Source organism: Agrobacterium radiobacter, from assembly GCF_040801995.1.
Taxonomy (GTDB): domain Bacteria; phylum Pseudomonadota; class Alphaproteobacteria; order Rhizobiales; family Rhizobiaceae; genus Agrobacterium; species Agrobacterium radiobacter.
In genome coordinates, this window is record NZ_JBEGHX010000001.1 from 154,256 (window position 1) to 179,535 (window position 25,280).

Sequence of the window (25,280 nt, forward strand, 5' to 3'; positions counted from 1 at the left end):
GCTTGACCCGAGGATCTATCCCCAGTGCTTAGATCCTCGGGTCAAGCCCGAGGATGACGGAGAAAGCGAAGCGGCCATTAAGATTCAGGGAAGAGGAATCCCAAATGAGCACTTATACCAATTTCACCATCGAGACGGACGCAGACGGCATTGCCCTCGTTACCTGGGACATGCCGGAAAAATCCATGAACGTCTTCACCTCTGAAGTGATGGACGAGCTGAACGCCATTGTTGACGCGACCGTCGCCGACGCTGCCGTCAAGGGCGTCGTCTTCACCTCCGGCAAGAGCACGTTTTCCGGCGGCGCTGATCTTTCGATGATCAAGTCGATGTTCTCCTTCTATAATGACGAGAAGGCGAAGAACCCGGATGAGGCGGCGGCAAAGCTGTTCGAACTCGTCGGCCGCATGACGGGCCTGTTCCGCAAGATCGAGACCAATGGCAAGCCCTGGGTTTCCGCCATCAACGGCACCTGCATGGGCGGCGCTTTCGAGCTCTCGCTCGCCTGCCACGGCCGCGTGGCCTCCAGCGCCAAGAGCCTCAAGATCGCCCTGCCGGAAGTCAAGGTCGGCATCTTCCCCGGCGCCGGCGGCACCCAGCGCGTGCCGCGCCTGACGGATGCGCAATCGGCACTGCAGATGATGACGACGGGCCAGTCGCTGACCGGCGCGCGCGCCAAGGCCATGGGGCTGGTGCATCAGGTGGTCGAGCCGGATCAGCTGGTCGCCACCGCAAAGCAGATGATCAAGGACGGCCTGAAGCCGGTCGCACCCTGGGATGAAAAGGGCTTCAAGGCCCCTGGCGGCGGCATCTGGACGCCTGCCGCAGCCCAGCTGTGGCCTGCCGCTCCCGCCATCCTGCGTCGTGAAAGCGCCGGCAACTATCCGGCCGCGCTTGCCATCCTCAAATGTGTCTATGAAGGCCTGCAATTGCCCTTCGATACGGCGCTTAAGGTGGAGCAGCGTTATTTCACCGAAATCCTTCGCTCGAAGGAAGCCTTCGGCATGATCCGCTCGCTGTTCATTTCCATGCAGGAACTGGGCAAGGGCGCGCGCCGCCCGGCCGGCCAGCCGAAGACGGAGTTCAAGAAGGTGGGCGTCGTCGGCGCGGGCTTCATGGGCGCAGCTGTCGCTTATGTTACCGCCGCAGCCGGCATCCCCGTCACGCTGGTCGATCGCGATCAGGAAGCGGCGGACAAGGGCAAGGGCCATTGCGAGGAAAGCGTCAAGGCGGCCATCGGCAAGGGCAGGCTGACGCAGGATGAGGGCAAGGCCCTGCTCGACCTCGTTACTCCGACGGCGGATTACAAGGCGCTCGCCGATGCCGATCTCGTCATCGAGGCTGTCTTCGAAGACCGCGACGTGAAGAAGGCCGTCATCGAGGCCGTGGAAGCCGTGTTGCCCCAAGGCGCGATCTTCGCCTCCAACACCTCCACTTTGCCGATCACCGGGCTTGCGAAGAACTCGAAGCGCCCGACCGATTTCATCGGCATTCACTTCTTCTCGCCGGTCGAGAAGATGATGCTGACGGAAGTGATCCTCGGCAAGGAAACCGGTGACAAGGCGCTGGCCGTCGCGCTCGATTACGTGGCGAAGATCAGGAAGACGCCGATCGTCGTCAACGATACGCGCGGCTTCTTCGTCAATCGCTGCGTGCTGCGCTACATGGCCGAAAGCTACGACATGCTGATCGAAGGCGTACCCGCCGCCATGATTGAAAATGCCGCGAAATTCGCCGGTATGCCGGTCGGCCCGCTGGCGCTGAATGACGAGGTGGCGATCGATCTTTCCTACAAGATCCTCAAAGCCACCGTCGCCGATCTCGGCGAAAAGGCCGTCGATCCGCTCCATATGGAGCTGGTGAAGAAACTGGTGGAAGGCGAAGGCCGTTTCGGCCGCAAGAACGCCAAGGGCTTTTACGACTACCCGCCGAAGCCCGCCAAGAAGTCCCTCTGGCCCGGCCTGAAGAATCTCTATCCGCAGCAGAAGCCTGAGGACGTGGATATGGAGGTGCTGAAACAGCGCTTCCTCGTCACCGTGGCGCTGGAAGCGGCGCGCACGGTGGAAGAAGGCATCGTCACCGATCCGCGTGAGGCGGATGTCGGCTCCATCCTCGGTTTCGGCTTTGCGCCCTATACCGGCGGCGCGCTGTCCTATATCGACGGCATGGGCGTGAAGACTTTCGTCGCTCTGGCCGAAAAGCTGAGCGAGGCCTATGGCCCACGCTTCAAGCCGACGCCGCTCCTGAAGGAGATGGCCGCCAAGGGCGAAACTTTCTACGGTCGTTTCGATCCTTACGCCAGCGCTACCAAGGCGGCGTAAGGTTTCAGGAGAGATTACTGAACAGGCCCTTCGGGGCCTGTTTTTTATGCCGCTCTCCCTGCTTTCCGTGCATCCTTTGCCCGGCTGAGGCGTTGAAAGGGCGTGACCGGGCGAAAGACGCCCGCCGCCGCAATTCAGCACGCCTCAGGAGACAGCGATGAAAGCACCACTGCGATCCCACGGTTTCGACAAGCCATCCGACCTTGACGACGAACTGGCCGAACTGGACGAAGAGGCCGAGGCTGTGGCCGCCGAAGCAAAGGTGGCAAAACCCGCTGCGAGGAGAACGCGTGCCGCCAATATCATCGACCCGGCGCTACGCGCCGAACTGGACGAGCTTCGCAAACAGGTCGACAAGATCCGCCGCGATGTCAAACGGCTGGAGGCGGCCCAACATTCCCGTCACAGGCCCGCACAGCCCCACCATGAGCGCGACCGCGAGAATTCCCGACTGATGACGGTGGTGCGCTCCGTCGCCGTCACCTCGCTTGCCAGCCGCATCTTCGCGTCTTCGCCCGTCATGGCAGCGCTGGTGGCCGTGGTGCCTTTCGCGCTTGGCCTCGCCGCACGGCGCAGTGAAGGGGCATAGCCGCTCTACGCTGCGCCCTCTCGTAACCTTGCGACCCTTTCCGAACGCGTCCGCCCGTCGAATGCCGATCAGGCCCGGCTGATGGCGGAGAGTGGATTTCCAGCCAGGATCCGGCCTCGGCCGGACACGCATTCCAGCCATCCACAGGCGCCGTGAAAAAACTGTCAAAAAACTTCGCGATGGCGCTTGCCATGTCCGAACAAGATGTTATAACCCCGCTCACTTTCGGGGCACCAAACGGCCCCGCCCGCCAAAAGCGGAGGTTCTTCAAGGACCTGAAGTGCCCGGATAGCTCAGTTGGTAGAGCAGCGGATTGAAAATCCGCGTGTCGGTGGTTCAAATCCGCCTCCGGGCACCATATTTTCTCCAAGAAAGTCAATGGCGTAACGAGAAAGTTCGCTAATTTTTCCTCGATTTCATGTTGCGTCCGGTTTCCCGCGTTTTCCTTGATTTTCCGGGCTTTTTCCTGATGTCCCGGCAAATCCATGCAACATGAAACGCAACATGGAGGGGCTCTTGAAGACGGTTTTTCTTTTGATGGCTCAGTACGACGGCCGGGCGATTATCCCGGTCGAAATGGTCTGCCGTGACTATTTCCCTCATCTGACGATCAATCATTTCGTGCGTACGGCGACGCGGGGAGAGATCAAGCTCCCGCTGATCTACATCGAGCCGAGCCAGAAGGCCGCCAAGGGCATTCATGTCCACGATCTGGCCGAATACATCGACGCCCGCCGTAAGGTCGCAAAAAGCGAAATGGACGCTTTCCTCCGTTGAGCCGCCGGCGACGAAAGCCCAAGGACACGCCCGGCGCTGAGTTGTTGCGCCAGCTTCATGCCGATCCCGATTTTGCCTCGGCCCGCGATGAGCGGGGCCGGGAGCGCTTCAAGGCAAGGCGCGAGGAAATGCAGCGCCTCAGTAACGCGGCCCGTCGTGGTTACGACGTGCCGCCCGAGAGGGAGGCCGAATGGAAGGCCCTGAAAGCAAAGCGGTCATTCTCCAATAATGAAATCGGCGCCATGCTCGGATTGAAGCGCTGGCGGCGCGGACGGCTTTCGTGAAGAAATAATTTGCAGTCGTGCCGTGAGGTGCTGTTGACAGTTTGCCAGCACACTGGGACTAAATGACCTCGAACGAGGAAGTGCTATGAGTGGATTGATTGGTGTGGGGCTTTATACGCCAGCGGAAGCCGGGAGGCTTCTGCATGTCGCGCCTGCAAAAATTTCCCGATGGCTGAATGGCCATTCCATCCGAGGCCGAAATTATCCGGCCCTGTGGGAGCCTGCTGTTCAGATCGAAGGCGCAACAACAACATTGGCCTTTCGTGACTTGATGGAAATCCGCGTTGCTGACGCCTTTCTTCGGGCCGGCGTTTCCGCTATCCAAGTTCGTGCTGCGATCGTCTATGCGCGCGAGGTATTGGGCGAGGAATATCCGTTATCAACGGAACGGTTCAAGACTGACGGCAGAAGCATTCTTTTGAGGGTATTTGAGAAAGATGCAGAAGGTGTCGAGCGTGAGCGGCTCCTAAATCTTTTCCGCCGGCAATACGAGTTTAAGGAAGTGATCGAGCCCATCCTAAAAACCGTCGATTTTGACGACGATGGCTCTCCTCGTCTTTGGTATCCTGCCGGTCGGCGGGTAAATATATTGGTTGACCCACTTCGCGCATTTGGCCAGCCAATAGACGGGGCGACCAGCGTTCCAACCGCGGTTTTGGCATCAGCCGCTGGTCACTTTGGCATCGAAGAAACAGCGATCGCATATGATGTTCCAGAGGGCTCAGTTCGTCGCGCCGTTGAATTCGAACAATCGCTGAACTGACGGTGGGTGTGGTTGAAGGTCCTTTTCGATAATTGCACCTCCCCGATGTTTGCAACCACGTTGCACGGCTTTATCAGCCATTACGGACACTCGGCTGTTCATATAAGCAGTCTCGAAGGATTGCCGAACGGACGCCACTCCACTGACCTCGAATGGATCGAACATCTGCGATCGTCGGGTCTGGTATGGAGTTTTATTTCCGGCGACGGCCGAATTCTCAAAAATCCAGCGGAACGCGCCGCGCTAAGAACAGCTGGCCTTCATGGGTTCGTTCTCGCGCCCGGCTATCAGAAGACAGCATTTAATCACGTAGTGTCAAATATCTTATGGCATTGGCCTGAGATGCAGCGCCTCACTGAAATACTCAGCGCCCCTTCGATGCACGAAGTACCAATGCAGCGATCCTCAAAGCTGCGATCGTTACCGCTGTAGTTCGGGCGGTAGCGACCGAGCTCCTGTCAAGTTCTAGACCTCCCCATATTTCGAAACCGCTCGCGGATCGATGACATCTGCAACTTTCCTGCCTTTTCCACTTCGGAGACGTGCGCCTCGCGCTCCGTCTTCGGTTCTTCTGACGGCCGTTCAATTCCCTCGGGGATAGCTTGCACATTGAGCATATAAGCCGCGGCGGCCGCGAGGGCCTCGGCATCGAGAAAATGGTTGTCGCGCTGCCGCTTCACCCACTCCGGTTTAAACCTCTCCCCGAGGACGCGGACCTCGCTCACAAGCTGCCGAGCGTAATCCTCATAGGCGGCCTCATCATCCGAGAAAAGATGAAATGCGCCAGGCATTTCATCGCCGTTTTCGTCAGTCAGCGGCGTCTTGAGGCGGGAATGTACGAGCCCCTTGAAAAAGTCAGTATTGATGTGGACGAGATCGATCGAGTACGGGCTCACCTTACCGTTAGGCTTTACCTCGATTTTGCTCACAACAAACGGCTTGCCGCCGAGGGTGTCGCGCCCTTTCGTCGGCATAGCCATAAAGCTATGCCGATGCGTCCACTCGTAAACCTTATGCTCATCGCCGGCGTCTGGCTTGTTCGGCCGGAAGCCGCTATCGATGAACACTTTCTCAATGACGAGGCCGGCAATCGGGCTCATCATTTTGAGCGTGAGATCATGCCACACTTCGGGCTCGCTGGTGTTACCCAAGAGATACCCGTAATCGAGCAACCACGACGTACCGCGAGAACCGAAACCACGAATGACGTAGACGAGTGAGCGCTTTTGCACGTCAACGCCGGCAACGACGCGAAGCACTCCGAGAGGAGCCTCACCCCGCCGGTATGGTAAGCGATGTCCCACGACGGCTTTCCATTCCGGCAAATCGCCCGCGGCGCCCGGGGTGTATAGCTCGCCAAAGCCCGCATTTATCACGGTCTGGATTTTATCCTCCTCGCCGGAAAGCTGCGCCGTGAGCAGGCGCTCGGCGCGCTCTCCGAAGGTCACGAACGGGCTGCAAAGCCCGCTCGCCCATGATGACCACGTTGAATTCTCTGGCTCGTTCTGCTCGGCAAAAGCATCCTCAAGGGTCTGCCCGGGAGCGATCATAACGCCGCCCGCGATCATTTCCGCCTTGTGATGGTTCTCGATCGGGTCGGCGCAGCCCTGCGGGCATTGCAGGTAAGCGGTTCGCCGCGCTTGCACCGGCGTTGAACCTTTCTGCCAGCGCAGATGCGACCGCATAGGGATAAAATACTCGCCGCAGTGCGGGCAGGCCCACGCAAAATGATGGCGGGTTCCTTGCTGGAATAGGCGCCAGATCGGAGATAGCACCTGCTCTTTGTCGCCAACCCGCCAGAACGTGAGGCCGTTGACGGGGTCAACCTCGGTCTCAACGAGCCCCTGAGAGGGCGTCGAGACAACCGCCGTCACAAAGTCCGCATAGGTTTCCCCGCGCGCCTCTACGAGGCCGAGCGGGTCGCCCTGTCCTTGAATGTTCTTTGCCATTTCGTCGTACTCGTCCACGATACCAAGAGCGAAGGGATCAGATTTCAGGGCCGTCGATGATCGGCCGGAAGCCAGGCGAACACGAACGCCGGCAACCTGTTTGAGCTTTTTCCGCATACGCTTGCCGCGCAGCACCTTGCCGGCGAGCGGCTCAGCTTCATCGAGGAGAGCCATGAGGCGCGGCTCGAACTGGCTTTCAACGAACTCATCGCTCGGGCCGACGTAGAGGATCGGCGCCGGGCGCTGCGCGAGCCGTGCGCCGATGATATCGAGTATGTTGTCCGTCTTTCCGCTCTGAGCAGCGGTAACGCTGATGACGCGCCTATGCCGTGCGGCGTGGACGCGCCGGGAAAAAGGGATCATATAGCGCGTCAACTCCGGATCGCGTTCCCCGGGAATGCCGGCCGAGGGCGGGTATTTGCGATTGTTCGCGCCCCATATGTCAGGGTCACACCTTTTCGCCGGAGTGAGGAAGCTCGCCACCCTTTCGAGCGACATCGGCACCTGCTCGACATGCTTTGGCAATTTGTTTGAATGCGCCATCGATCTCGACCTCTATTTTTCTGCGCTGTTCGATATCTCGGGTTAGGCGGGCCGGAATGCTGTTGAATGCTACGTGGACCGCCCCCACGACGTAATCGACAACGGCGGTGTGATCCTCGATCGGGATGAGTTTTCTCATGCGCTCGTCATTGCGCATTTCGATCTCTCGGGCGCGCGCATCGCGCACCCGGCTTTCCGCTGATGTTTTCGTTTCGGCTGTGGCCTTTTCCTGCCAGTATCGGGAATAGCCCTGAGCAGCGTCGGCAATCGTGGTTGTCCCGCGCGATCGCTTTGCGATGAACCCTTCTTCGACCAACTGCGCGACGCGCCGGCGAGTGATGCCGAGTATTTTGCTCGCCGTTTCAAAGCTGATTTCGGCATCGGGAGGGAAGTCAACTTTCGTCATGCCGTCTGCTCACGTTCTGGAAATGGAAATGGAAAATTCGGAACAAAAAAAATAGCGAAAACCCGGGGCTCTCTCGATCCGCATAGGCCGGGGGGCGCATACGGTCCCTAAAGGGGGGGAGGGGGTGCGGCTGGCCCAATGCCCGCCGCCGGTACCGTTCGTTCCCGCCTTCATTTGAGAAGCCGCCCGAGCTCATGCACAACGCGCTTCTGCAACATTTCGCTGACCGTCTCTCGGAAAACGCGCTCGCTTTCGCCGCGTATCAATTCCTCGGGGATGGAAGGGCCGAATAGCTTTTCAATCGGAAACCTGTTGCCGGACGTTCTGACGTAAACATGGCCGCCCAATCTCTTGAAGTTAACGACGCCTGGCTTTGGTCCCATGAACGCCGATGGGTATCGATGCCATTGGCCGCCGTGCTTCGCTTTGACGCCGAAGGAAAACTGCCGCGCTTTAAAATACTTGAGCGATAATGGCTTCCCCGTTGCCCATATGACCCCTTCAAGAGAGCCGCCATGTTCGATGTTTGTAGAGACCGTGCGTTTTTTTACCTGCTTGCGAATTATCGACGTGGGGATGTCCGATTGTTTTCGAATGGCCTTCACGACGCGGCCGTATGCGGTGTTGGTAGTGCGGTTCACGGCCCGGGCATTCGCAAGGTCATCGCCGGATCGTTGCTAGATTTTGTCATGGCAACATCCGCGCGAATATGCGTGGAAAGAGTGGACAAACTGTCCACTTTTTCTCCGGTTCGACCCGTGCAAGCGTGCGTGCAACGTGCGTGTATGCGTGTACCGCTTTTTTGAAGTGCAACTAGCGAAATCCCGCAGTACCCCAGTCCCGTATGGTCGATTTTTCTGGAATACGGTCCCTAAATGGGGGGGCTTTCGGTGCTGTCTCGACATCTGCCGCGCCCCCATCATTGCACCATTCGCAGGTTGCCGCCGCGCATCGCCGCGACGATGAATTGAATTCCGCCACCCCTGCGGCGCATTTCAGCCAGTGTGGCCGCTTCCTGCCGATCTGCCGTCATCCAGCCCAAGACATCCGCTTCCGCGTTTTCTCCAAGCGAGTGTACTTGTGCGTACCAACGGCGCTCTGCGGCAGCACGGGCAGCATCCGCATGGCTGACAGCCCGCCCACCATCGATGGGCAAGAGCATGGATCGCTGGTCAGGCTGCTTGCTCCCTCTCCCAAGCCCATCTGACGTTTTCCGCACGTTCGGCTTGGCCGGCGTTGGAACCGGTGTTTCCACTTGCTCCGTTTCGATAGGTTCTTTCGATGGGTTCCTTCGAAGGGTTTGGGTCGCAAGCGTGCGACCTTTAACGTCGCATCCCTGCGACCTTGAACGTCGCAAGCGTGCGACGTTGGTAGCTTCATTATAGCTGTCGTCTGCCGGCGCTTTTCCTGACTTCATGCGAGCGTCCCAGTCGGCCACAATGGCTTGAAACCGCTCCCAATTGGGACGATAGCTCGCCCGGTGGGACTTGCCGCCGTGGCTGGTCTTCTGGATCAGGCCAAGTTCATCCAGTGCTTCCGTCGCACGCATGACCGTGGCGCGGTTGATGCCGAGCAACGTGGAAAGCCGGTCAATGCCGGGATCGCATTGGCCGGTGCGTTTGTTGAAGTGGTCGATGATTGCCCCGGCAACACGTTTCGTGGCGTCGGTGAGGCCAGACATGAGCGTCAGCGCTTTGTGCGCGAAAAGGATGTCGTTCTCTTCGAGGAGAGCCATTTCACGCCCCCGAGCGGGCCAGAGCGTGGGCAAGTTTGGCCGCTTCCGCCGCCTCGATAACTGTAAGGGCGAACCGGCGACGGATCGTAACGACCGGATGCAAGGTCATGGGATTGAGGCTAAGCCACAGCGCTGCCTCTTTTACGCGGGCTTGAACGGTGTCCAGCGAGTTTGACAAATACCCGCTAAGTGCTTGACTTTCACTAGCGGGTTTGACAGAAATTTCGTCATAAGGTGCTGTTTTCGGCTCGACAGGCGCGGCTTGAAAATCCGCGTGTCGGTGGTTCAAATCCGCCTCCGGGCACCATTTCTCTCAAATTAATTATCTAGTGAATTGGTTATGTGGTGGCTTGCCCCTTCACAAGGCGGGGCCTTCCGGTCATCGGCTCTCCCTATCATATGCTTTTGACAGTTCCGATGTAGCCATCTGCCGAGCTTGTTTATTTCAAGTCGATGGAGGGCGCTCGCAAATGAATCATGTCGGTGCATCCCCTTTGCCGCCAGGCGTCATGTATTTCGACGCCTTCGTCTCCCCCGAAGAGGAAGCCACCCTCGCAGCCATATTGGATAACGGTGCTTGGAGCACTGAGTTGAAGCGCCGTGTGCAGCATTTCGGTTATCGCTACGACTATAAAGCGCGCACTGTTACCCCAGATGCCTATCTCGGGCCATTGCCACAGTGGTTCGGTATCTTCGCTGAGCGATTGGTTACGGAAGGATATTGCCGAAATTTGCCGGACCAGGTGATTGCGAACGAGTATCTTCCGGGCCAGGGCATCAGCGCACACATCGACTGTGTTCCCTGTTTTGACGATACAATCGTGTCGATAAGCCTTCTATCCGCATGTGAGATGGTTTTCCACGATGTGCGCGGACCAGCCGCGTGCGGTGTTTTGCTTCAACCTCGCTCCGGCGTCTTGCTGAGAGATTCCGGCCGCTACGGCTGGACTCATGAAATTCCGGCTCGCAAATCGGATATCGTGAATGGAGTTAGGACAGACCGAAGCAGAAGAATTTCCCTCACTTTTCGCAAGGTCATCGCTCCGAAATGGTCTTGATCTGGGCGAATTACAAATGCTCCCGGTTATCCGAATTCTGCTCCGCCCGATCCCGATAAAGTGCCGCCCGGCCGAGCAGCATCAGGGAAACCGGGGTCGTCACCGTCATGAAAATGCCGATGAAGATTTCGTGGAAGGCGAAGCGGTCGCCGGACACGGAGAAATAGATGATCGATGCCATGACGATGCCGCCGGTGCCCCAGCTGGTGCCGAGGGTTGGCGCGTGCAGGCGCTCATAGAAGCTGTTGAGCCTGGCAAAGCCGATGGTGCCGATCAGCGTCAGCGAGGCGCCGAGCAGCACGAAAAAGGCTACGGCAATGGCGGCCCAGAGCGGAAATTCTGCAGCATTGTTCATTCGATCACCTCGCCGCGCATCAGGAATTTGGAGAGGGCGACGGTGGAGACGAAGCCCAGAATGGCGATCAGCAGCGATGCCTCGAAATAGATGTCGTTGCCGGTGCGCAGGCCGAAGGTCAGGAGAAGCAGCATGGCGTTGACATAAAGCGTATCCACGCCCAGCACGCGGTCCTGCGCACGCGGGCCGATGGCGATGCGATAGACTGATATCGTCATTGCGATGGCGAGCATGAACTGTGCCAGCGAAAAGGACCAGAAAAGGATAATCGAACTCATTCGAATATCTCCATCAGCAGTTTTTCATAACGGTTCTTGATGAGGCTTATCCAGGCAGCCTCATCCACATCATCGAGAACGTGAATCAGAAGCGTGCCCTGGCTGGAATTATATTCGAGCCATGCGCTTCCCGGCGTCGAGGTCAGGATCGTCGCGAGAACGGCCAGCGCCATGGGGTCGCGAATATCGAGCGGCACCGCGAGGAAGCCGGATTTGCGGTTCTTTTCGCGCTCGAACAGGATGATCCTCACGACCGAGAGGTTGGACCTGACGATATCATAAAGCACGATGAAGATCAGCTGCACCAGCCTGTGCCAGTTGCGGATGCGCGGCTTGGCTGGCCTCAGCGACGCCATCGCCCAGGAGGCGATAAGCGCGACACAGGTGCCAAGCAGCAGGTGCCCCGGCGAAAAGCTGTTGATCGTCATCCAGAAGAAGATCAGCGAGATCGTCAGCAGCGGATAAGGCAGGATACGGCTCATCATGGTTCCGCCTCCGGGTTCGTTCCCGCTCTCGGGGCGGAAATGACGCCCTGAATATAGCTTGCCGGCAGATCGAGAATACGCGCCGTTTCCTGCATGTAACGCATCACTGGTCCTGCCTGCACGGTCATGGCAAGCGTCAGGCCGAGCAGCAGCATGATCGGCGCGATTTCGATGACGAGCACGCGCGGCACGGTTCCTTCGATGGAGGCCCAGAAGGTGCGGATGCCGGCGCGCGTCATCGAGATCAGCGAGGCGAAACCGGCAAAGACGATCAGGAAGACAAGCCACCAGGAAAGCGTGGAAACGCTGTCATTGGCGCCAAGCCCGGAAGGGTTGAGAATGGCGGTCAGCATCGAGAATTTGGCGATGAAGCCTGAGAGCGGCGGCAGGCCGGCGAGAAGAATGCCGCAGGCGGCAAAACAGGCGCCGAGCACCGCCATGGTGGCGGGCATGGTCACGCCGACTTCTTCCTCCTCATCCTCGTCTTCGCCCTCGCCATAGGCTTCCATGGTCACGGCAAGAACGTTCGCGCCCGCATCCTGCCCGCGTTCCACCAGCTCGATCAGCATGAAGAAGGCGCTGATGGTGAGCGTGGAACTGACCATGTAATAGAGCGCCCCGGCCGCAACTGTCGGATTACCGGTGCCCATGGCGGCAAGAAGCGTTCCGGACGATACCAGAACCGAAAAGCCGGCGAGCCGCCCGAGCGCCTGTGACGCCAGAACGCCGATGGCCCCGAAGATGATGGTGGCGATGCCGCCGACAAGCAGGGCATCATGGCCGAAACCGGCGGATTCGCCGGCCGTCTGCCCGAAAAGAAGGAAGGACAGGCGGGCGATGACATAAATGCCCACCTTGCTCATGATCGCAAACAGCCCGCCGACCGGGGCCGACGCCGCGCCATAGGCGGAAGGCAGCCAGAAATTCAGCGGCCACATGCCGGCCTTGACCAGGAACGCGACGCCCAGAACCGCCGCTCCGGTTTCCAGCAGCATACGCTGGTCGGGGTTGAGGCCTTCGATACGATGGGCGAGGTCACCCATGTTCAGCGTGCCGGTCACACCATAGATGAGGCTGACGCCGATCAGGAAGAACAGTGCCGCAACGAGGTTGATGGCGATGTAATGCAGCCCCGCCTTGACGCGCTGCTGGCCGGAACCGTGCAGCAACAACCCATAGGAGGCCGCCAGCATCACTTCGAAGAAAACGAAGAGATTGAAGAGGTCACCGGTCAGGAACGCGCCGTTGACGCCCATCAGCATCATCTGGAACAGCGAATGGAAATGCGCACCGGACTTGTGCCACTTGGCCATGGAGTAAATCAAAGACGGAATGGCAAGCAGCGCCGTCAACAGCACCATCAGGCCGGAAAGACGGTCGGCGACAAGCACGATGCCGAAGGGCGCCGGCCAGTTGCCGAGCAGGTAGACGCCGCTCGAAACCACCGCGGCGATCTCGGTATTGACGGTCGAGTTCACCTCGCGGAACAGCAGGATGGCGACCACCAGCAACAGCACGGTGGAGGTGAGGCTGATGGCGGCTTTCGCCACGCGCTGGCGCTCGTCGAAGAACAGCAGCAGGGCTGCGGTGATCAGCGGCACCAGAATGGGGGCGATGACGATGTGGAAGGGGAACGACATCATTTCGACTCCCTCCCGTCCACATGGTCGGTGCCGGTGAGGCCGCGGGCGGCAAGCAGCACGACGAGGAACAATGCGGTGGTGGCAAAGCCGATGACGATGGCCGTCAGCACCAGCGCCTGCGGCACGGGGTCGGCCAGCGTTGAGCTGTCAACGCCGTTCACCAGCACCGGCGGCGCATTGGTCTTAATGCCGCCGACACCGAAGATGAAGAGATTGACGGCATAGGACAGCAGCGAGAGCCCGACAATGACCTGATAGGTGCGCGGGCGAAGCACCAGCCAGACGCCGGAGCCGGTCATGATGCCGATGCCGATTGCAAGAATGAGTTCCATTACACGTCCTCCGCTTTTGCGGCTTCAGGCGTGCGAACGCGGTAGTTGCGCAACGATTGGTGTGCCAGTGCTATCAGGATAAGAACGGTGGAGCCGACGACCAGCGAGAAGACGCCGAGGTCGAACAGCAAGGCCGAAGCTGTCGGCATTTTGCCGATATAGGGGATCTCCGTATATTGGAAATAGGAGGTCAGGAACGGGTAGCCGAAATACCACGAGCCGATACCCGTCGCCGCCGCCATCAGAAGGCCGAAGCCCATCCAGCGCAACGGCAGGATGCGGATGCGGTCTTCCGCCCAGCGCGCGCCGCCAGCGAGATATTGCAGCAGGAAGCCAATCGCCATGGTGATGCCGGCCGCAAAGCCGCCGCCCGGCATATCATGGCCGCGCATGAACAGGAAGATCGAGAAGGTGATGATGACAGGGAACATCCACTGCATCACGATTGATGGCACGTAGAGATAGTCGCGAACCGTGTCCCCATTGCTGCGGTCGGGTCTTTCCGCATCGAAGGCGTTCTGCATCTGCTGCTGTTCCGGCACCCCGATGCTTTCATGGGCAGGGCGGAAACGGCGAAGCAGCGCAAAGACGGTAAGCGCCACGATCGCCAGAACAGCGATTTCGCCGAATGTATCGAAGCCGCGGAAGTCGACAAGGATGACGTTGACGACATTGGTGCCGCCGCCTTCCGTATAGGCGCGCTCCAGGAAATAGGTCGCAATCGCGTTCGGCACGGGCAGGGTCATCACGGCATAGGCGATGACGGACATGCCGATACCGCTTGCGGCCGCCAGCAGGAAGTCACGGGCGCGGCGGAGCTGCGCCGGGAATTCATTGCTGCTGTCGACCTTCTCGAAGCGTTTCGGCAGCCATCTGAGGCCAAGCAGGATGAGAACCGTGGTGACGATTTCCACCAGTAGCTGGGTGATGGCGAGATCCGGTGCGGAAAGCCAGACGAAGGTAAGGCAGGTGACGAGCCCGGAGACGCCGAGCATCACGAGGGCGGCGAGGCGGTGATATTTCGCCTGCCAGGCAGCCCCCATCGCGGCGATCATGCCGATCAGCCAGAGGATGGCGAAGATCGGATCGAAGGTCGTCACGCGCGGTAGCGACAGGGAGAATTCCGAGAGGAAGAGCGGCGAGAAACCTGCAAGAAGCGCGACAAGGATCAGAAGCCTCAGCTGCGGCTGCAGACGCCGCGTGCCGAGCGTGCTTTCCAGCCACCGCGCCCATTTCCAGGACACGGTGACGAGAATGCGCTCGAAGATGCGCTGTCCCCGCAAATGCCGGAAGACTGGCGGGCCGTCGTCGCAGCGCGAGAAATAACCGCCAAGCAGGACATAGATGGTAACGCCACCGATCAGCGCCGCAATACTCATGATGAGCGGTAGGTTGAAGCCGTGCCAGATCGACAGGCTGTAGACTGGCGTCTGCGGGCCGAGAACGGAAAGCACGGCCGAATGCAGGAACGGGCCGATGGACAGGCTCGGAACGATGCCGACGATCAGGCACGCAAAAACCAGGAACTCGATCGGGAAACGCATCCAGCGCGGCGGCTCGTGCGGATTGGGGTTCGGCAGGTCAACGGGTTTGGGGCCGAAGAAGACCGTGTGGATGAAGCGCAGCGAATAGGCGACGGCGAATGCGCCGGAAAGCGTCGCGACATAGGGCAGCGCGCGGTCGAGCAGCGAGTCGGCATGGGTTTCGACGGCCTCGGCAAAGAACATTTCCTTGGAGAGGAAGCCGTTGAACAGCGGCACGCCGGCCATGGCCGCGCTCGCCGCCATGGCGAGCGTCGCGGTCGCGGGCATATAGGTATAAAGCCCGCTCAGCCGCCGCATGTCGCGGGTGCCGGTCTCATGGTCGATAATGCCGGCGGCCATGAAAAGCGAGGCCTTGAAGGTGGCGTGGTTGACCATGTGGAAGATGGCCGCAACCGCCGCAAGCGGGCTGCCGAGGCTGAGCAGCGTGGTGATGAGGCCGAGGTGGCTGATGGTGGAATAGGCCAGCAGCCCCTTCAGATCCTGCTGGAACATGGCGAAATAAGCGCCGAGCAGCAGCGTGATGATGCCGGCCGCACCCACCAGCCAGAACCATTCCGGCGTGCCTGCCAGTACCGGCCAGAACCGTGCGAGCAGAAATACCCCTGCTTTCACCATCGTGGCGGAGTGCAGGTAGGCGGAAACGGGTGTGGGCGCCGCCATGGCGTTGGGCAGCCAGAAATGGAACGGAAACTGCGCGCTCTTGGTCAGCGCGCCGCCGAGAATGAGAATAAGCGCCGGTAAATAGAGGGAATGGGCGCGAATGGCGGCGCCGGCCTCGATGATCTTGTCGAGGTCATAGCTTCCCGCCATGTGGCCGAGGATCAGCAGCCCGGCCAGAAGGCTGAAGCCGCCGATACCGGTCACTGTCAGCGCCATGCGCGCACCGTCGCGCGCGCCGGCGTTCTGATGCCAGTAGCCGATCAGCAGGAACGAGAAGATGCTCGTCATTTCCCAGAAGATCGACAGCAGGATGACGTTGCCAGAGAGGACCACGCCGAGCATTGAGCCCATGAAGGCGAGGAAGAAGGCGAAAAAACGCGGGATCGGATCTTCAGCCGACATGTAGTAACGGGCGTACAGCACCACCAGCAGGCCGATGCCGGTAATCAGCATTGAGAAAATCCAGGCGAACCCGTCCAGCCGCAGGGTAAAGTTCAGGCCGAGCTGGGGCAGCCATTCCACATCATATTTAAGAACCGCGCCGCCACTGACGCTCGTATAAAGAAAGATGCTGCTGACAAGCCCGAAAAGGGCGACTGCGCCCGCGACGGAGGCGGGGGCTGCGGCTACACCCTCGCGCGGCATGAAAGCCGTCAGGAGCGCGCCAACGAAGGGCAATGCGACAATAAATGGGAGAATGATTGCAAGTGTCATATGCGGCGGCGGTTTTCTCTCTGGAATGGGAGCCTACGGCGGGTTTCCGACGCCTCCGATCCCTCAAGGTTCGCAATGAACCCGATGATGATGACCGCCGGAATGACTAATACATAATATGCGGAGGCGCGCGTGGAACCACGCTGGCAAAGTCTCGGGAAGTTTGTGGCACGATGGCAACAGCAGCGAGCGAGACTTCGGCGTGATCCCTGATGTTCAGGGTGAATGAAGCGAACTCGCTGTAGCGAAGGCCCGAACCGGCATCGCCGGTCCTGCAGCCGACATCGTTGCCGCTATCGCAAGCTTTTTCGCGAAGAGAAATGGAACGGCCCGGATCGACGCTCTGCAATCGCTCGAGGCGGCTGGTTTTGGAAAGGGACTTTATGCCGGAGGGCGCCTGAAAGCCGATCATGACGAGCAGGCTCGCGACCACGAGACCGATCAGCACTTGCGGATGGCGCCTTGAACTGCGGCCTTTCTCCATCCATGGCAAGTTGGCATCTCCTTGATCGTAAAGGTCTCTTTAAAGCATCACCGTTGAGCGAATATCCTGTTGATTTGTTTTAGGGGAAGCTGGACATGCTTGTCCAGCGCGCAGGCGGGAAAAACCGCCCGCAGCGTCCGATTCCTTTTCGTTTTTGCCCGTTTGCGGCAAAGTGAGGGCGGCATTGGCTAAAAGCTTTTACAAATTTTACCGTTTGACGCCGACGCCTGTGTTTCTTAACTTTCAAGCAAGGAATTAACCATAAAGATTGATGGTATTTCCACGGCGGAATGGGGTTCTCTCCCCTTCCAGGCATGACGCCGCACTGCCGTACCGGTGCCGATCCGGTATTTTCGTTTCTTGGTTCAAGAAGGTCTGGCAAGCGTCGATGCCGCATCGTCCGCGATGGGTATGTTCGTTCAAAAATCCCCTTTAGGGTGCTGGCGTTCTGAACCTTGGCAAATTTGGCCGGGTTTTACCGGCCGTCATGTTATTGGGGACGTCGGTTGGGGCAGGACTTGCCATCAGATCAAGCGCGCAGGTCGGCAGGCGGAAGCCTGGCGGGACGGTTGCGTTTTGCCGGCCTCGATGAGACGCAATCCGATTTCCTGCGCAGCTATCGCAGCATGCTGGAGCCTTACGTCAAGGCCGGCCTGCGGGACGTGATGACCCGTTTCCAGTCCATGCCGGACTGTTCCCCGTCCTTCGAAAGCGAAAATCAGCTCGACCGACTGCACGATCTGCAATCCTCGCACTGGAGCGTTTTGACGGATGCGCGTTTCGATGCGCTTTATGCCGAGCGGGTGAAGGTTCTCTCTGATAATTCCAGCCGCATGGGGCTTGATCCGCGCTGGCAGATCGCCAGCCACGCGGTGGTTCTGGAACATCTTGTCGGCGGACTGGTGGCCGAACATGCGCCACGCTCCATCCTGCCCGGCAACCGCAAGAAAACCCGTGAACTGGCGGAAGCCGTGAAGAACGTCGTCCGTCTGGTGATGGTCGACACCGAAATCGCCGTCTCGCTGCGTTTTAACGAATTGCGCCTGCGCCATGGCCGGGAGCTGGCCGAGCAGCGTGACAGTGACCGCTCGGAAGCGGCGACGTTGCTGGGCACCGCATTGACGGCCTTTGCTGCAGGCGATTTGCAGGCCCGCATCGGCGGCGATGTACCTGAAGCCTATCGCGACGTTGCGGCTTCCTTCAATACGGCTCTGGAAACGATCGGCGCATCGCTGATCGCGGCGCAAAACAACATCGGCGAGGCTGAGGTGCTCGGCGCGCGGTTTGCCGATATGGGCCGCTCCATCGCGGAGCGTTCCCGCCAGCAGGCCGAAGCCCTTGCCGAGACCTCCCGTGCGATCCAGGCGATGATCGGTAACGTTGCCGAAAACGGCGCCCGCATAGCGGCGACGGAAAAGGCGGTTTCCAGCGCCCGCGATGCGGCTGTCGAAAGCGGCCGGGCGATCGGCGAGGCGATCGACGCCATGTCGGACATCGAACAATCCGCCGAGCAGATCGGCAGGATCATCGGCACGATTGACGAGATTGCTTTTCAGACAAATCTTCTGGCCCTCAATGCCGGCATCGAGGCGGCGCGCGCGGGTGATAGCGGCCGTGGTTTCGCCGTCGTCGCGCAGGAAGTCCGGGCGCTCGCCCAGCGGTCTGCAGATGCCGCAAGAGAGATCAAGAGCCTCGTCGGCACCACGAAGACGCAGGTTGAGGGCGGCGTGCGCATGGTCAACCGCACACAGGACGCAATCGGCGGCGTCGTCCGGCAGGTTTCAGGCATCAACGACATGATCGCGGAAGTCTCCCGGCATACGGCCGAGCAGGCCGGCGAACTGCAATCGGTTGCCGCCGATATTGGCGGGCAGCAACGGCAGGCGGACCGGAATGCCGTCGATATCAGTGCGAGCGCCTCCGAGGCCGACGCGCTTCAAACCGTCATTCTGGAACTCGGCCGCACCATCCGCGAATTCCGCATTGCCCGTCAGGGGCAGGCGAAGGCGGCGTCCGGTGCGGACCGGCAGGACACTTCATTTATGGCCCGTGCGGATAACCGCACGGATTACGGCCAGGATTACCAACAATTCAGACGCCAAGGAGTCATGTAATGGCAGCCAGAAAAGCAGCTGAGGCGACGCTGAAACTGTCACCGGTGCTGGATCTCAACGAAGCATCGGCCCTGCACGGCAAGCTGATGACGCTGAGAGGAGCACCGTTGTCGGTCGACGCGTCCGAGGTGGAGCGTATCGGTGCACTTTGCGCCCAGGTCCTCATGGCCGGCGCGAAGTCCTGGGAGGAGGATGGCAAGCCCTTCGGTTTTGCCAGGGTGTCCGATGCATTCGACAAGACCATGAAACTGATAGGCGTCGATATTGACCATTTGCTCCCCAAGGAGATGCAAAAGTGAAGAAAAAAGTTCTTACCGTGGATGATTCCCGGACGATCAGGAACATGCTCCTGGTCACGCTTAACAATGCCGGTTTCGAAACCATTCAGGCCGAAGACGGCATCGAGGGCCTCGAAGTGCTCGAGCAGAGCAACCCCGATGTCATCGTGACTGATATCAACATGCCCCGTCTCGATGGTTTCGGCTTCATCGAGGGTGTGCGTCGCAACGAAAAGTACCGGGCGATCCCGATCCTCGTTCTGACGACCGAAAGCGATGCAGAAAAGAAGAACCGCGCCCGTCAGGCCGGTGCGACCGGCTGGATCGTCAAGCCGTTCGACCCTGCAAAACTCATCGATGCCATTGAACGCGTAACCGCCTGATACGGGACATTTCACGATGGATATGAACGAAATCAAGGAAATCTTTTTCCAGGAATGCGAGGAGCAGCTCGCCGAACTGGAATCGGGGCTTCTTAAATTGAATGACGGCGACCGTGATCCGGAAACCGTCAACGCCGTTTTCCGTGCCGTTCATTCCATCAAGGGCGGGGCGGGTGCCTTCGGTCTCGATGATCTCGTGGCTTTCGCCCACGTTTTTGAAACGACCCTCGACTGCGTCCGCTCCAACAAGCTGGAGCCGACCCAGGATGTTCTGAAAGTCATGCTGCGCTCCGCCGACGTGCTGGCGGACCTGACCAATGCGGCAAGAGACGGCGGCAGCGTCGATGAAAGCCGCACCCGTGGCCTCGTGAAGGAACTGGAAGCGCTGGCAAACGGCGAAGCCGTTCCGGCATCCGCGCCGGCTCCCGTCGCCGTAAAGGCACCGGAACCCGTGAAGGCCAAGCCGACGGATGAGAGCGGCTTTGAGCCGATCCCGTTCTCTTTTACGGACTTTGCCGACGAAACCACGCCGCTGATGGAAGTGCCGTCCTTCCAGATCACCTTCAAGCCGCATGCGTCGCTTTATTCGAAGGGCAACGAGGCGGCACTTCTGCTGCGCGATCTCTCGCGCATCGGCGAGATGAGCATCAATTGCGACATGTCGGAGCTGCCTTCGCTCGACAAGCTCGATCCTGAAGCATCCTATCTCTCCTGGACGGTTTCGATCGCGACCGACAAGGGCGAAGAGGGTATCCGCAGCGTCTTCGAATTTGCCGAATGGGATTGCGATCTGGAAATCGTGCCTGATGTTTCGGCCGTCGCAGGCGGCGATGAAGAGCTTCCGATGATCCCGGTGCCGTTCGACCTTTCGGCTCTCGATAGCGGATCGGAAGAGCAGCCCATCGTTGAAATCGCTACGGCGGAAGCGTCTTATGCTGCAGCAGCCGTCGAAACGGCCGTCGCGACGACGCAGATCGCCCAGAGCGTCAATGCCGCCATCGAAAAGCGCGAGGCTGCGGCCGCGCCTGCGGCAACGCAGGCGAACGCTAACGCAGCGGCCAATGCCAGCGCCGGCCAGACCATCCGTGTCGATCTCGATCGCGTCGACCGCCTGATCAACCTTGTCGGCGAGCTCGTCATCAATCAGGCGATGCTGTCGCAGAGTGTCATCGAAAACGACGCAAGTGGCACGTCGGCCGTCAATATGGGCCTCGACGAGCTGCAGCAGCTGACGCGCGAAATCCAGGACAGCGTCATGGCGATCCGCGCGCAGCCGGTAAAGCCGGTGTTCCAGCGCATGTCGCGTATCGTCCGCGAAGTCGCCGACATGATCGGCAAGCAGATCCGCCTCATCACCGAAGGTGAAAACACCGAAGTCGACAAGACGGTCATCGACAAGCTGGCGGAACCTCTGACGCACATGATCCGCAATGCCGTCGACCACGGCATCGAAACGCCGGAAAAGCGCGAGGCTGCGGGCAAGAACCCGGAAGGCACCATCAAGCTTTCGGCCAAGCACCGTTCGGGTCGCATCCTGATCGAACTGCAGGACGACGGCGCCGGCATCAACCGCGAGCGTGTTCGCCAGAAGGCGATCGACAACGATCTGATCGCCGCCGATGCAAACCTGACCGACGAGGAGATCGACAATCTGATCTTCGCGCCGGGCTTCTCCACGGCAGACAAGATTTCCGACATTTCCGGCCGCGGCGTCGGCATGGATGTGGTCAAGCGCTCCATTCAGGCGCTTGGCGGCCGCATCAGCATCTCCTCGCGCCCGGGCCACGGTTCGACTTTCACCATGAGCCTGCCGCTGACGCTTGCCGTTCTCGACGGCATGGTGGTGACTGTTGCCGGCCAGACGCTGGTGGTGCCGCTGACCGCGATCGTGGAAACCCTGCAGCCGGAAGCGAAGAACATTCACTCCTTCGGCGCCAACCAGCGGCTGATCTCCATCCGCAACTCCTTCTGCCCGCTGGTGGATGTCGGTCGCGTGTTGAACTTCCGTCCGACCCAGGCCGATCCGGTCGAAGGTGTCGCCCTTCTGGTGGAATCGGAAGGCGGTGGCCAGCGTGCCCTGATGGTCGATGCGATCCAGGGCCAGCGCCAGGTCGTCATCAAATCGTTGGAGGCAAACTATACCCATGTTCAGGGCATTGCCGCCGCCACTATCCTCGGTGACGGGCGCGTCGCTCTCATTCTGGATGTCGATGCCATCGTCAGCGCCTCGCGCGGACAGCCACTGAAGCAGGAAATGTCGCTTGCGGCGACAGGTTGAAAGCGGATCATCCATGGCAGCACTTAATTTCAGCGACCAGCGCCAGTCTCCCGACGACGTCCTTGCCAGCGGTGAATATCCGCTGACGAGACGCGACCTGTCGGAAATCGCGGCGATGATCTATGCCGATGCGGGCATCTATCTCAACGACACTAAGGCGTCGCTGGTCTATTCCCGCCTCTCGAAGCATATCCGCAATCTCGGCCTGTCAGGGTTCCGCGAATATTGCGCCCTTGTATCCTCACCGGAGGGCGCGCCGGCGCGGCGCGAAATGCTGTCGCACCTGACGACGAATTTCACCCGCTTCTTCCGCGAAAACCATCATTTCGAACATCTGCGTGATGACGTCCTGCCGGGCCTCATCGCCCGGGCGAAATCCGGCGGGCGCGTCCGCATCTGGTCGGCGGCCTGTTCCGACGGGCAGGAGCCCTATTCGATTGCGCTCACCGTGCTCGCCATGTTTCCGAATGCGGCGGATTACGATTTCAAAATCCTCGCGACGGATATCGACCCGAAGATTTTGGCGCAGGCCCGCGCCGGGGTCTATGACGACAACGCGCTCGAAACCGTGTCTCCCGCCATGCGCAAGCAATGGTTCGCGGAAGTCGATGCCGGCGGTCGCCGCAAGTTCCGCATTGATGACAAGGTCAAGCGCCTCATTACGTTCAACGAGTTGAACCTGATGACGCAGTGGCCCTTCAAGGGCAATTTCGACGTGATCTTCTGCCGCAACGTCGTCATCTACTTCGACGAGCCGACGCAGATGCGCATCTGGTCGCGTTTCGCCGGGCTGCTGCCGGAAGGTGGTCATCTTTATATAGGTCATTCCGAACGTGTGTCCGGTGACGCAAAGAACCTGTTCGACAATACGGGCATCACCACCTACCGCTACATTGGTCACGCATCCGGGAGGAAGGCATGAGCGCACTCGCACGGGTACTCGTCGTCGATGATTCTCCGACGATGCGCGGCCTGATTTCGGCCGTCCTCAAGGCCGATCCCGAAGTCGAGGTGGTCGGTCAGGCCGGCAACGCCATGGAGGCGCGCGCCGCCATCAAGCAGCTCAATCCCGATGTCGTGACGCTCGACATCGAGATGCCGGAAATGAACGGGCTGGAATTTCTCGAAAAGATCATGCGCCTGCGCCCCATGCCGGTCATCATGGTCTCGTCGCTCACCCACCGCGGCGCGGACGCGTCGCTGGCCGCGCTTGAAATCGGCGCTTTCGACTGTGTCGGCAAACCGGCGCCGGGCGATGCACGCCCCTTCGGCGATCTCGCCGACAAGGTGAAGGCTGCTGCCCGCTCGCAGCATGCCGCTTACCGCGCTGCGCGCCCGGAAGCCGCTGCCGCGCCGCAGCCGGTCCCGGTCAGCGAATATCGGGCGGGTCGCAAGGTCGTCGCCATCGGCTCCTCCACGGGTGGTGTCGAAGCGCTGATCGCCGTGCTGCAGAAATTCCCGGTCAACTGCCCGCCGACCGTCATCACCCAGCACATGCCGCCGACCTTCACCAAGAGCTTCGCCGAACGGCTGAACCGCATCTGCGCCCCCGTCGTGGAAGAGGCGACTGATGGCGCGCGCCTGCAGACCGGCAAGATCTATCTTGCACCGGGCGGCGAACGCCATCTGCAGATCGCCAACCGGTCTGCACCCTGCTGCCGGCTTGTCGAGCGCGATCCCGTCAACGGCCATCGCCCCTCGGTCGATGTGCTCTTCGATTCTGTCGCCGAGCTTGCCGGCCGCAACGCCGTCGGCGTCATCTTGACGGGCATGGGCCGCGATGGTGCGGCCGGGCTCTTGAAAATGCGTCATGCCGGTGCGCGCACCGTCGGCCAGAACGAAAAAACATGTGTCGTCTATGGCATGCCCCGCGTGGCTTATGAGCTTGGCGCGGTGGAACAGCAATTGCCGTTGGCCTCCATCGGTGAAGAAATCCTGAAACTAACCACTGCCCGCAAAGAAGGTGCTGACTAATGTCTCTCGCAGAAAAGATCAAAGTTCTGATCGTCGACGATCAGGTGACCAGCCGGCTGCTCCTCAGCGATGCGCTGACACAGCTCGGCTTCAAGCAGATCACCGCCGCCGGCGACGGCGAGCAGGGAATGAAGATCATGGAGCAGCAGCCCCATCATCTCGTCATCTCCGATTTCAACATGCCGAAGATGGATGGTCTCGGTTTCCTGCACGCCGTGCGGGCCAACCCGACCACCAAGAAGGCCGCCTTCATCATCCTCACCGCGCAGGGCGACCGCGCGCTGGTGCAGAAGGCAGCCCAGCTCGGCGCCAACAACGTGCTGGCCAAGCCCTTCACGATTGACAAGATGCGCGCTGCCATCGAGGCGGTTTTCGGATCGCTGAAATGATTGAAGCTGCGGCCAAGCGCGTACATATCATTCAGGGCGAGTACAAGGTCATCAGCGATCCCGACGTGGTCATGACGACGATACTCGGTTCGTGCGTGGCCGCCTGTCTGAGAGATCCCGTTGCCGGCCTCGGAGGCATGAACCACTTCCTGCTGCCGGGAACGGGCAATGTGACCGGCGGAGATGCGACGCGTTACGGCGTGCATCTCATGGAGCTCCTGATCAACGGCCTCCTGAAGCAGGGCGCGCGGCGTGACCGGCTGGAAGCCAAGGTTTTCGGCGGCGCGAAGACGATCGCCAGCTTTTCCAATGTCGGCGAGCAGAATGCCATCTTCGCCATGCAGTTTCTGAAGGATGAGGGTATTCCGGTCATAAGCTCCTCCACGGGCGGGGAACACGGCCGCAAGATCGAATTCTGGCCGGTCTCCGGTCGTGCACGTCAGCATCCGCTCAGCGGCGCGGAAACCCAGAAGACGGTTGCCTTGGAAACGCGTCCGGTGCCGGCCCCAAAGCCCGTCGCCAACGACATCGAATTTTTCTAGTCACGGAGTTTCCAATGCAGCTTGCAGAGCACACCGCCACCACTCCGTTCGAAGAAGCCCTGCCGGATGTTCTGATGCGCGTGGTATCGGAATTGCACGATGTCGCCTACCTTATAGAGCGCATCGAACCGCAATTGCTTGAAGTGACCAACGGTCAATTGTCGAGCGACGGCGTCAAGCTCCTGCAGGGCATCGACCTTGCCGTCCAGAAGACCCGTGGCCTTGCCGAATTCATCGATACCGTCACCGGCTCCATTCCCGGAGACTGGATCGTGGATGTCTCTACCGCGCTCAGCCTCGTCAAGCTTGCGGAAATGCAGAAGGCGCTCGGCGCCGCCTTCCGCCATGGCCATTCCCAGCCGCTCGACAAGGCCTCCGGCGACTTCGACCTCTTCTAGCGGC

General features: G+C 60.0%; 28 protein-coding genes and 1 tRNA gene. 17 read left to right on the plus strand and 12 right to left on the minus strand.

From position 1 onward, the window contains the following. Nucleotides 1-104 precede the first annotated feature (104 nt). The 7 genes from MRBLRC7O_RS00735 to MRBLRC7O_RS00765 all read left to right on the plus strand — a co-directional run bounded on the left by MRBLRC7O_RS00735 (nucleotide 105) and on the right by MRBLRC7O_RS00765 (nucleotide 5,166). The gene (locus MRBLRC7O_RS00735) at nucleotides 105-2,321 is read left to right on the plus strand and encodes a 3-hydroxyacyl-CoA dehydrogenase NAD-binding domain-containing protein (RefSeq protein ID WP_112540216.1); all 2,217 of its coding nucleotides are present in this window, start codon (nucleotides 105-107) and stop codon (nucleotides 2,319-2,321) included. A gap of 157 nt (nucleotides 2,322-2,478) precedes the next feature. After that, the gene (locus MRBLRC7O_RS00740) at nucleotides 2,479-2,910 is read left to right on the plus strand and encodes a hypothetical protein (RefSeq protein WP_003503494.1); all 432 of its coding nucleotides are present in this window, start codon (nucleotides 2,479-2,481) and stop codon (nucleotides 2,908-2,910) included. A 282-nt stretch (nucleotides 2,911-3,192) separates the two neighbouring features. Further along, a tRNA-Phe gene (locus MRBLRC7O_RS00745) sits at nucleotides 3,193-3,268 on the plus strand. Nucleotides 3,269-3,402: 134 nt separating this feature from the next. Next, nucleotides 3,403-3,687 (plus strand): pyocin activator PrtN family protein, encoded by a 285-nt coding sequence (locus MRBLRC7O_RS00750; RefSeq protein ID WP_409338799.1) that lies wholly within the window; start codon nucleotides 3,403-3,405, stop codon nucleotides 3,685-3,687. Nucleotides 3,688-3,731: 44 nt separating this feature from the next. Continuing rightward, on the plus strand, nucleotides 3,732-3,971 hold the full coding sequence (locus MRBLRC7O_RS00755; protein WP_162690768.1) for a hypothetical protein: 240 nt from the start codon (nucleotides 3,732-3,734) through the stop codon (nucleotides 3,969-3,971). 85 nt (nucleotides 3,972-4,056) lie between these two features. Further along, nucleotides 4,057-4,734 (plus strand): hypothetical protein, encoded by a 678-nt coding sequence (locus MRBLRC7O_RS00760; RefSeq protein ID WP_111820543.1) that lies wholly within the window; start codon nucleotides 4,057-4,059, stop codon nucleotides 4,732-4,734. Between the two features lie 6 nt (nucleotides 4,735-4,740). Then, complete coding sequence (locus MRBLRC7O_RS00765) at nucleotides 4,741-5,166, plus strand: PIN-like domain-containing protein (protein WP_367727274.1); 426 nt, start codon at nucleotides 4,741-4,743, stop codon at nucleotides 5,164-5,166. Between the two features lie 26 nt (nucleotides 5,167-5,192). Here the strand turns inward: MRBLRC7O_RS00765 and MRBLRC7O_RS00770 are convergent, their stop codons facing one another. From MRBLRC7O_RS00770 to MRBLRC7O_RS00790, 5 genes are all read right to left on the minus strand, one after another. Beyond that, nucleotides 5,193-7,226, minus strand: coding sequence for a terminase gpA endonuclease subunit (locus MRBLRC7O_RS00770; protein WP_112540215.1), 2,034 nt, complete (start codon nucleotides 7,224-7,226; stop codon nucleotides 5,193-5,195). Further along, complete coding sequence (locus tag MRBLRC7O_RS00775; RefSeq protein ID WP_111820541.1) at nucleotides 7,132-7,632, minus strand: hypothetical protein; 501 nt, start codon at nucleotides 7,630-7,632, stop codon at nucleotides 7,132-7,134. Before MRBLRC7O_RS00775 ends, MRBLRC7O_RS00770 begins: the two co-directional genes overlap by 95 nt. Before the next feature lie 170 nt (nucleotides 7,633-7,802). Continuing rightward, complete coding sequence (locus MRBLRC7O_RS00780; protein ID WP_111820540.1) at nucleotides 7,803-8,273, minus strand: hypothetical protein; 471 nt, start codon at nucleotides 8,271-8,273, stop codon at nucleotides 7,803-7,805. A gap of 278 nt (nucleotides 8,274-8,551) precedes the next feature. Next, the gene (locus MRBLRC7O_RS00785) at nucleotides 8,552-9,367 is read right to left on the minus strand and encodes a helix-turn-helix domain-containing protein (protein ID WP_111820539.1); all 816 of its coding nucleotides are present in this window, start codon (nucleotides 9,365-9,367) and stop codon (nucleotides 8,552-8,554) included. A gap of 1 nt (nucleotide 9,368) precedes the next feature. Further along, nucleotides 9,369-9,656 (minus strand): hypothetical protein, encoded by a 288-nt coding sequence (locus tag MRBLRC7O_RS00790; protein WP_111820538.1) that lies wholly within the window; start codon nucleotides 9,654-9,656, stop codon nucleotides 9,369-9,371. A 181-nt stretch (nucleotides 9,657-9,837) separates the two neighbouring features. Between MRBLRC7O_RS00790 and MRBLRC7O_RS00795 the strand changes: the two genes are divergently transcribed. After that, nucleotides 9,838-10,425 (plus strand): alpha-ketoglutarate-dependent dioxygenase AlkB, encoded by a 588-nt coding sequence (locus MRBLRC7O_RS00795; protein ID WP_080570178.1) that lies wholly within the window; start codon nucleotides 9,838-9,840, stop codon nucleotides 10,423-10,425. Between the two features lie 10 nt (nucleotides 10,426-10,435). Here MRBLRC7O_RS00795 and mnhG read toward each other — a convergent pair whose 3' ends face one another. The 7 genes from mnhG to MRBLRC7O_RS00830 all read right to left on the minus strand — a co-directional run bounded on the left by mnhG (nucleotide 10,436) and on the right by MRBLRC7O_RS00830 (nucleotide 16,920). Continuing rightward, nucleotides 10,436-10,780, minus strand: coding sequence for a monovalent cation/H(+) antiporter subunit G (gene mnhG, locus MRBLRC7O_RS00800; RefSeq protein WP_003503491.1), 345 nt, complete (start codon nucleotides 10,778-10,780; stop codon nucleotides 10,436-10,438). After that, a complete protein-coding gene (locus tag MRBLRC7O_RS00805; protein WP_003503490.1) occupies nucleotides 10,777-11,058 on the minus strand; it encodes a K+/H+ antiporter subunit F in 282 nt (93 codons plus the stop codon). Before MRBLRC7O_RS00805 ends, mnhG begins: the two co-directional genes overlap by 4 nt. Next, complete coding sequence (locus MRBLRC7O_RS00810; RefSeq protein WP_003503489.1) at nucleotides 11,055-11,543, minus strand: Na+/H+ antiporter subunit E; 489 nt, start codon at nucleotides 11,541-11,543, stop codon at nucleotides 11,055-11,057. The genes MRBLRC7O_RS00805 and MRBLRC7O_RS00810 overlap by 4 nt, the downstream gene beginning before the upstream one ends. Next, a complete protein-coding gene (locus MRBLRC7O_RS00815; protein WP_003503488.1) occupies nucleotides 11,540-13,186 on the minus strand; it encodes a monovalent cation/H+ antiporter subunit D in 1,647 nt (548 codons plus the stop codon). Before MRBLRC7O_RS00815 ends, MRBLRC7O_RS00810 begins: the two co-directional genes overlap by 4 nt. Continuing rightward, complete coding sequence (locus MRBLRC7O_RS00820) at nucleotides 13,183-13,518, minus strand: Na+/H+ antiporter subunit C (protein WP_003503487.1); 336 nt, start codon at nucleotides 13,516-13,518, stop codon at nucleotides 13,183-13,185. The genes MRBLRC7O_RS00815 and MRBLRC7O_RS00820 overlap by 4 nt, the downstream gene beginning before the upstream one ends. Then, complete coding sequence (locus tag MRBLRC7O_RS00825; RefSeq protein ID WP_003503486.1) at nucleotides 13,518-16,436, minus strand: monovalent cation/H+ antiporter subunit A; 2,919 nt, start codon at nucleotides 16,434-16,436, stop codon at nucleotides 13,518-13,520. Before MRBLRC7O_RS00825 ends, MRBLRC7O_RS00820 begins: the two co-directional genes overlap by 1 nt. A 106-nt stretch (nucleotides 16,437-16,542) precedes the next feature. Beyond that, nucleotides 16,543-16,920, minus strand: a complete 378-nt coding sequence (locus MRBLRC7O_RS00830) for a hypothetical protein (protein WP_080865807.1) — start codon at nucleotides 16,918-16,920, stop codon at nucleotides 16,543-16,545. 518 nt (nucleotides 16,921-17,438) lie between these two features. On the opposite strand from MRBLRC7O_RS00830, the gene MRBLRC7O_RS00835 reads away from it, so the two are divergent. Genes MRBLRC7O_RS00835 through cheT form a run of 9 tightly spaced genes read left to right on the plus strand, consistent with a single transcriptional unit; the run spans nucleotide 17,439 to nucleotide 25,276 of the window. After that, nucleotides 17,439-19,034, plus strand: coding sequence for a globin-coupled sensor protein (locus tag MRBLRC7O_RS00835; RefSeq protein ID WP_223564832.1), 1,596 nt, complete (start codon nucleotides 17,439-17,441; stop codon nucleotides 19,032-19,034). Then, a complete protein-coding gene (locus MRBLRC7O_RS00840) occupies nucleotides 19,034-19,333 on the plus strand; it encodes an STAS domain-containing protein (protein ID WP_003503483.1) in 300 nt (99 codons plus the stop codon). Before MRBLRC7O_RS00835 ends, MRBLRC7O_RS00840 begins: the two co-directional genes overlap by 1 nt. Next, complete coding sequence (cheY1, locus tag MRBLRC7O_RS00845; RefSeq protein ID WP_003493773.1) at nucleotides 19,330-19,695, plus strand: chemotaxis response regulator CheY1; 366 nt, start codon at nucleotides 19,330-19,332, stop codon at nucleotides 19,693-19,695. Before MRBLRC7O_RS00840 ends, cheY1 begins: the two co-directional genes overlap by 4 nt. A gap of 16 nt (nucleotides 19,696-19,711) precedes the next feature. Next, a complete protein-coding gene (locus tag MRBLRC7O_RS00850) occupies nucleotides 19,712-21,973 on the plus strand; it encodes a chemotaxis protein CheA (RefSeq protein WP_003503479.1) in 2,262 nt (753 codons plus the stop codon). A gap of 13 nt (nucleotides 21,974-21,986) precedes the next feature. Further along, nucleotides 21,987-22,895 carry a protein-glutamate O-methyltransferase CheR gene (gene cheR / locus MRBLRC7O_RS00855; protein ID WP_003503478.1) on the plus strand — a complete coding sequence of 303 codons (909 nt, stop codon included), beginning with the start codon at nucleotides 21,987-21,989 and terminating at the stop codon, nucleotides 22,893-22,895. After that, nucleotides 22,892-23,947 carry a protein-glutamate O-methylesterase CheB gene (gene cheB, locus MRBLRC7O_RS00860; RefSeq protein WP_003503472.1) on the plus strand — a complete coding sequence of 352 codons (1,056 nt, stop codon included), beginning with the start codon at nucleotides 22,892-22,894 and terminating at the stop codon, nucleotides 23,945-23,947. Before cheR ends, cheB begins: the two co-directional genes overlap by 4 nt. Continuing rightward, complete coding sequence (gene cheY2, locus MRBLRC7O_RS00865) at nucleotides 23,947-24,336, plus strand: chemotaxis response regulator CheY2 (RefSeq protein WP_003503467.1); 390 nt, start codon at nucleotides 23,947-23,949, stop codon at nucleotides 24,334-24,336. The genes cheB and cheY2 overlap by 1 nt, the downstream gene beginning before the upstream one ends. After that, entirely contained in the window at nucleotides 24,333-24,878 is a 546-nt protein-coding gene (gene cheD, locus MRBLRC7O_RS00870; RefSeq protein WP_003503466.1) for a chemoreceptor glutamine deamidase CheD, read from the plus strand. Before cheY2 ends, cheD begins: the two co-directional genes overlap by 4 nt. Nucleotides 24,879-24,892: 14 nt before the next feature. Next, a complete protein-coding gene (gene cheT / locus MRBLRC7O_RS00875; RefSeq protein ID WP_003503465.1) occupies nucleotides 24,893-25,276 on the plus strand; it encodes a chemotaxis protein CheT in 384 nt (127 codons plus the stop codon). The last annotated feature ends 4 nt before the right edge of the window (nucleotides 25,277-25,280 follow it).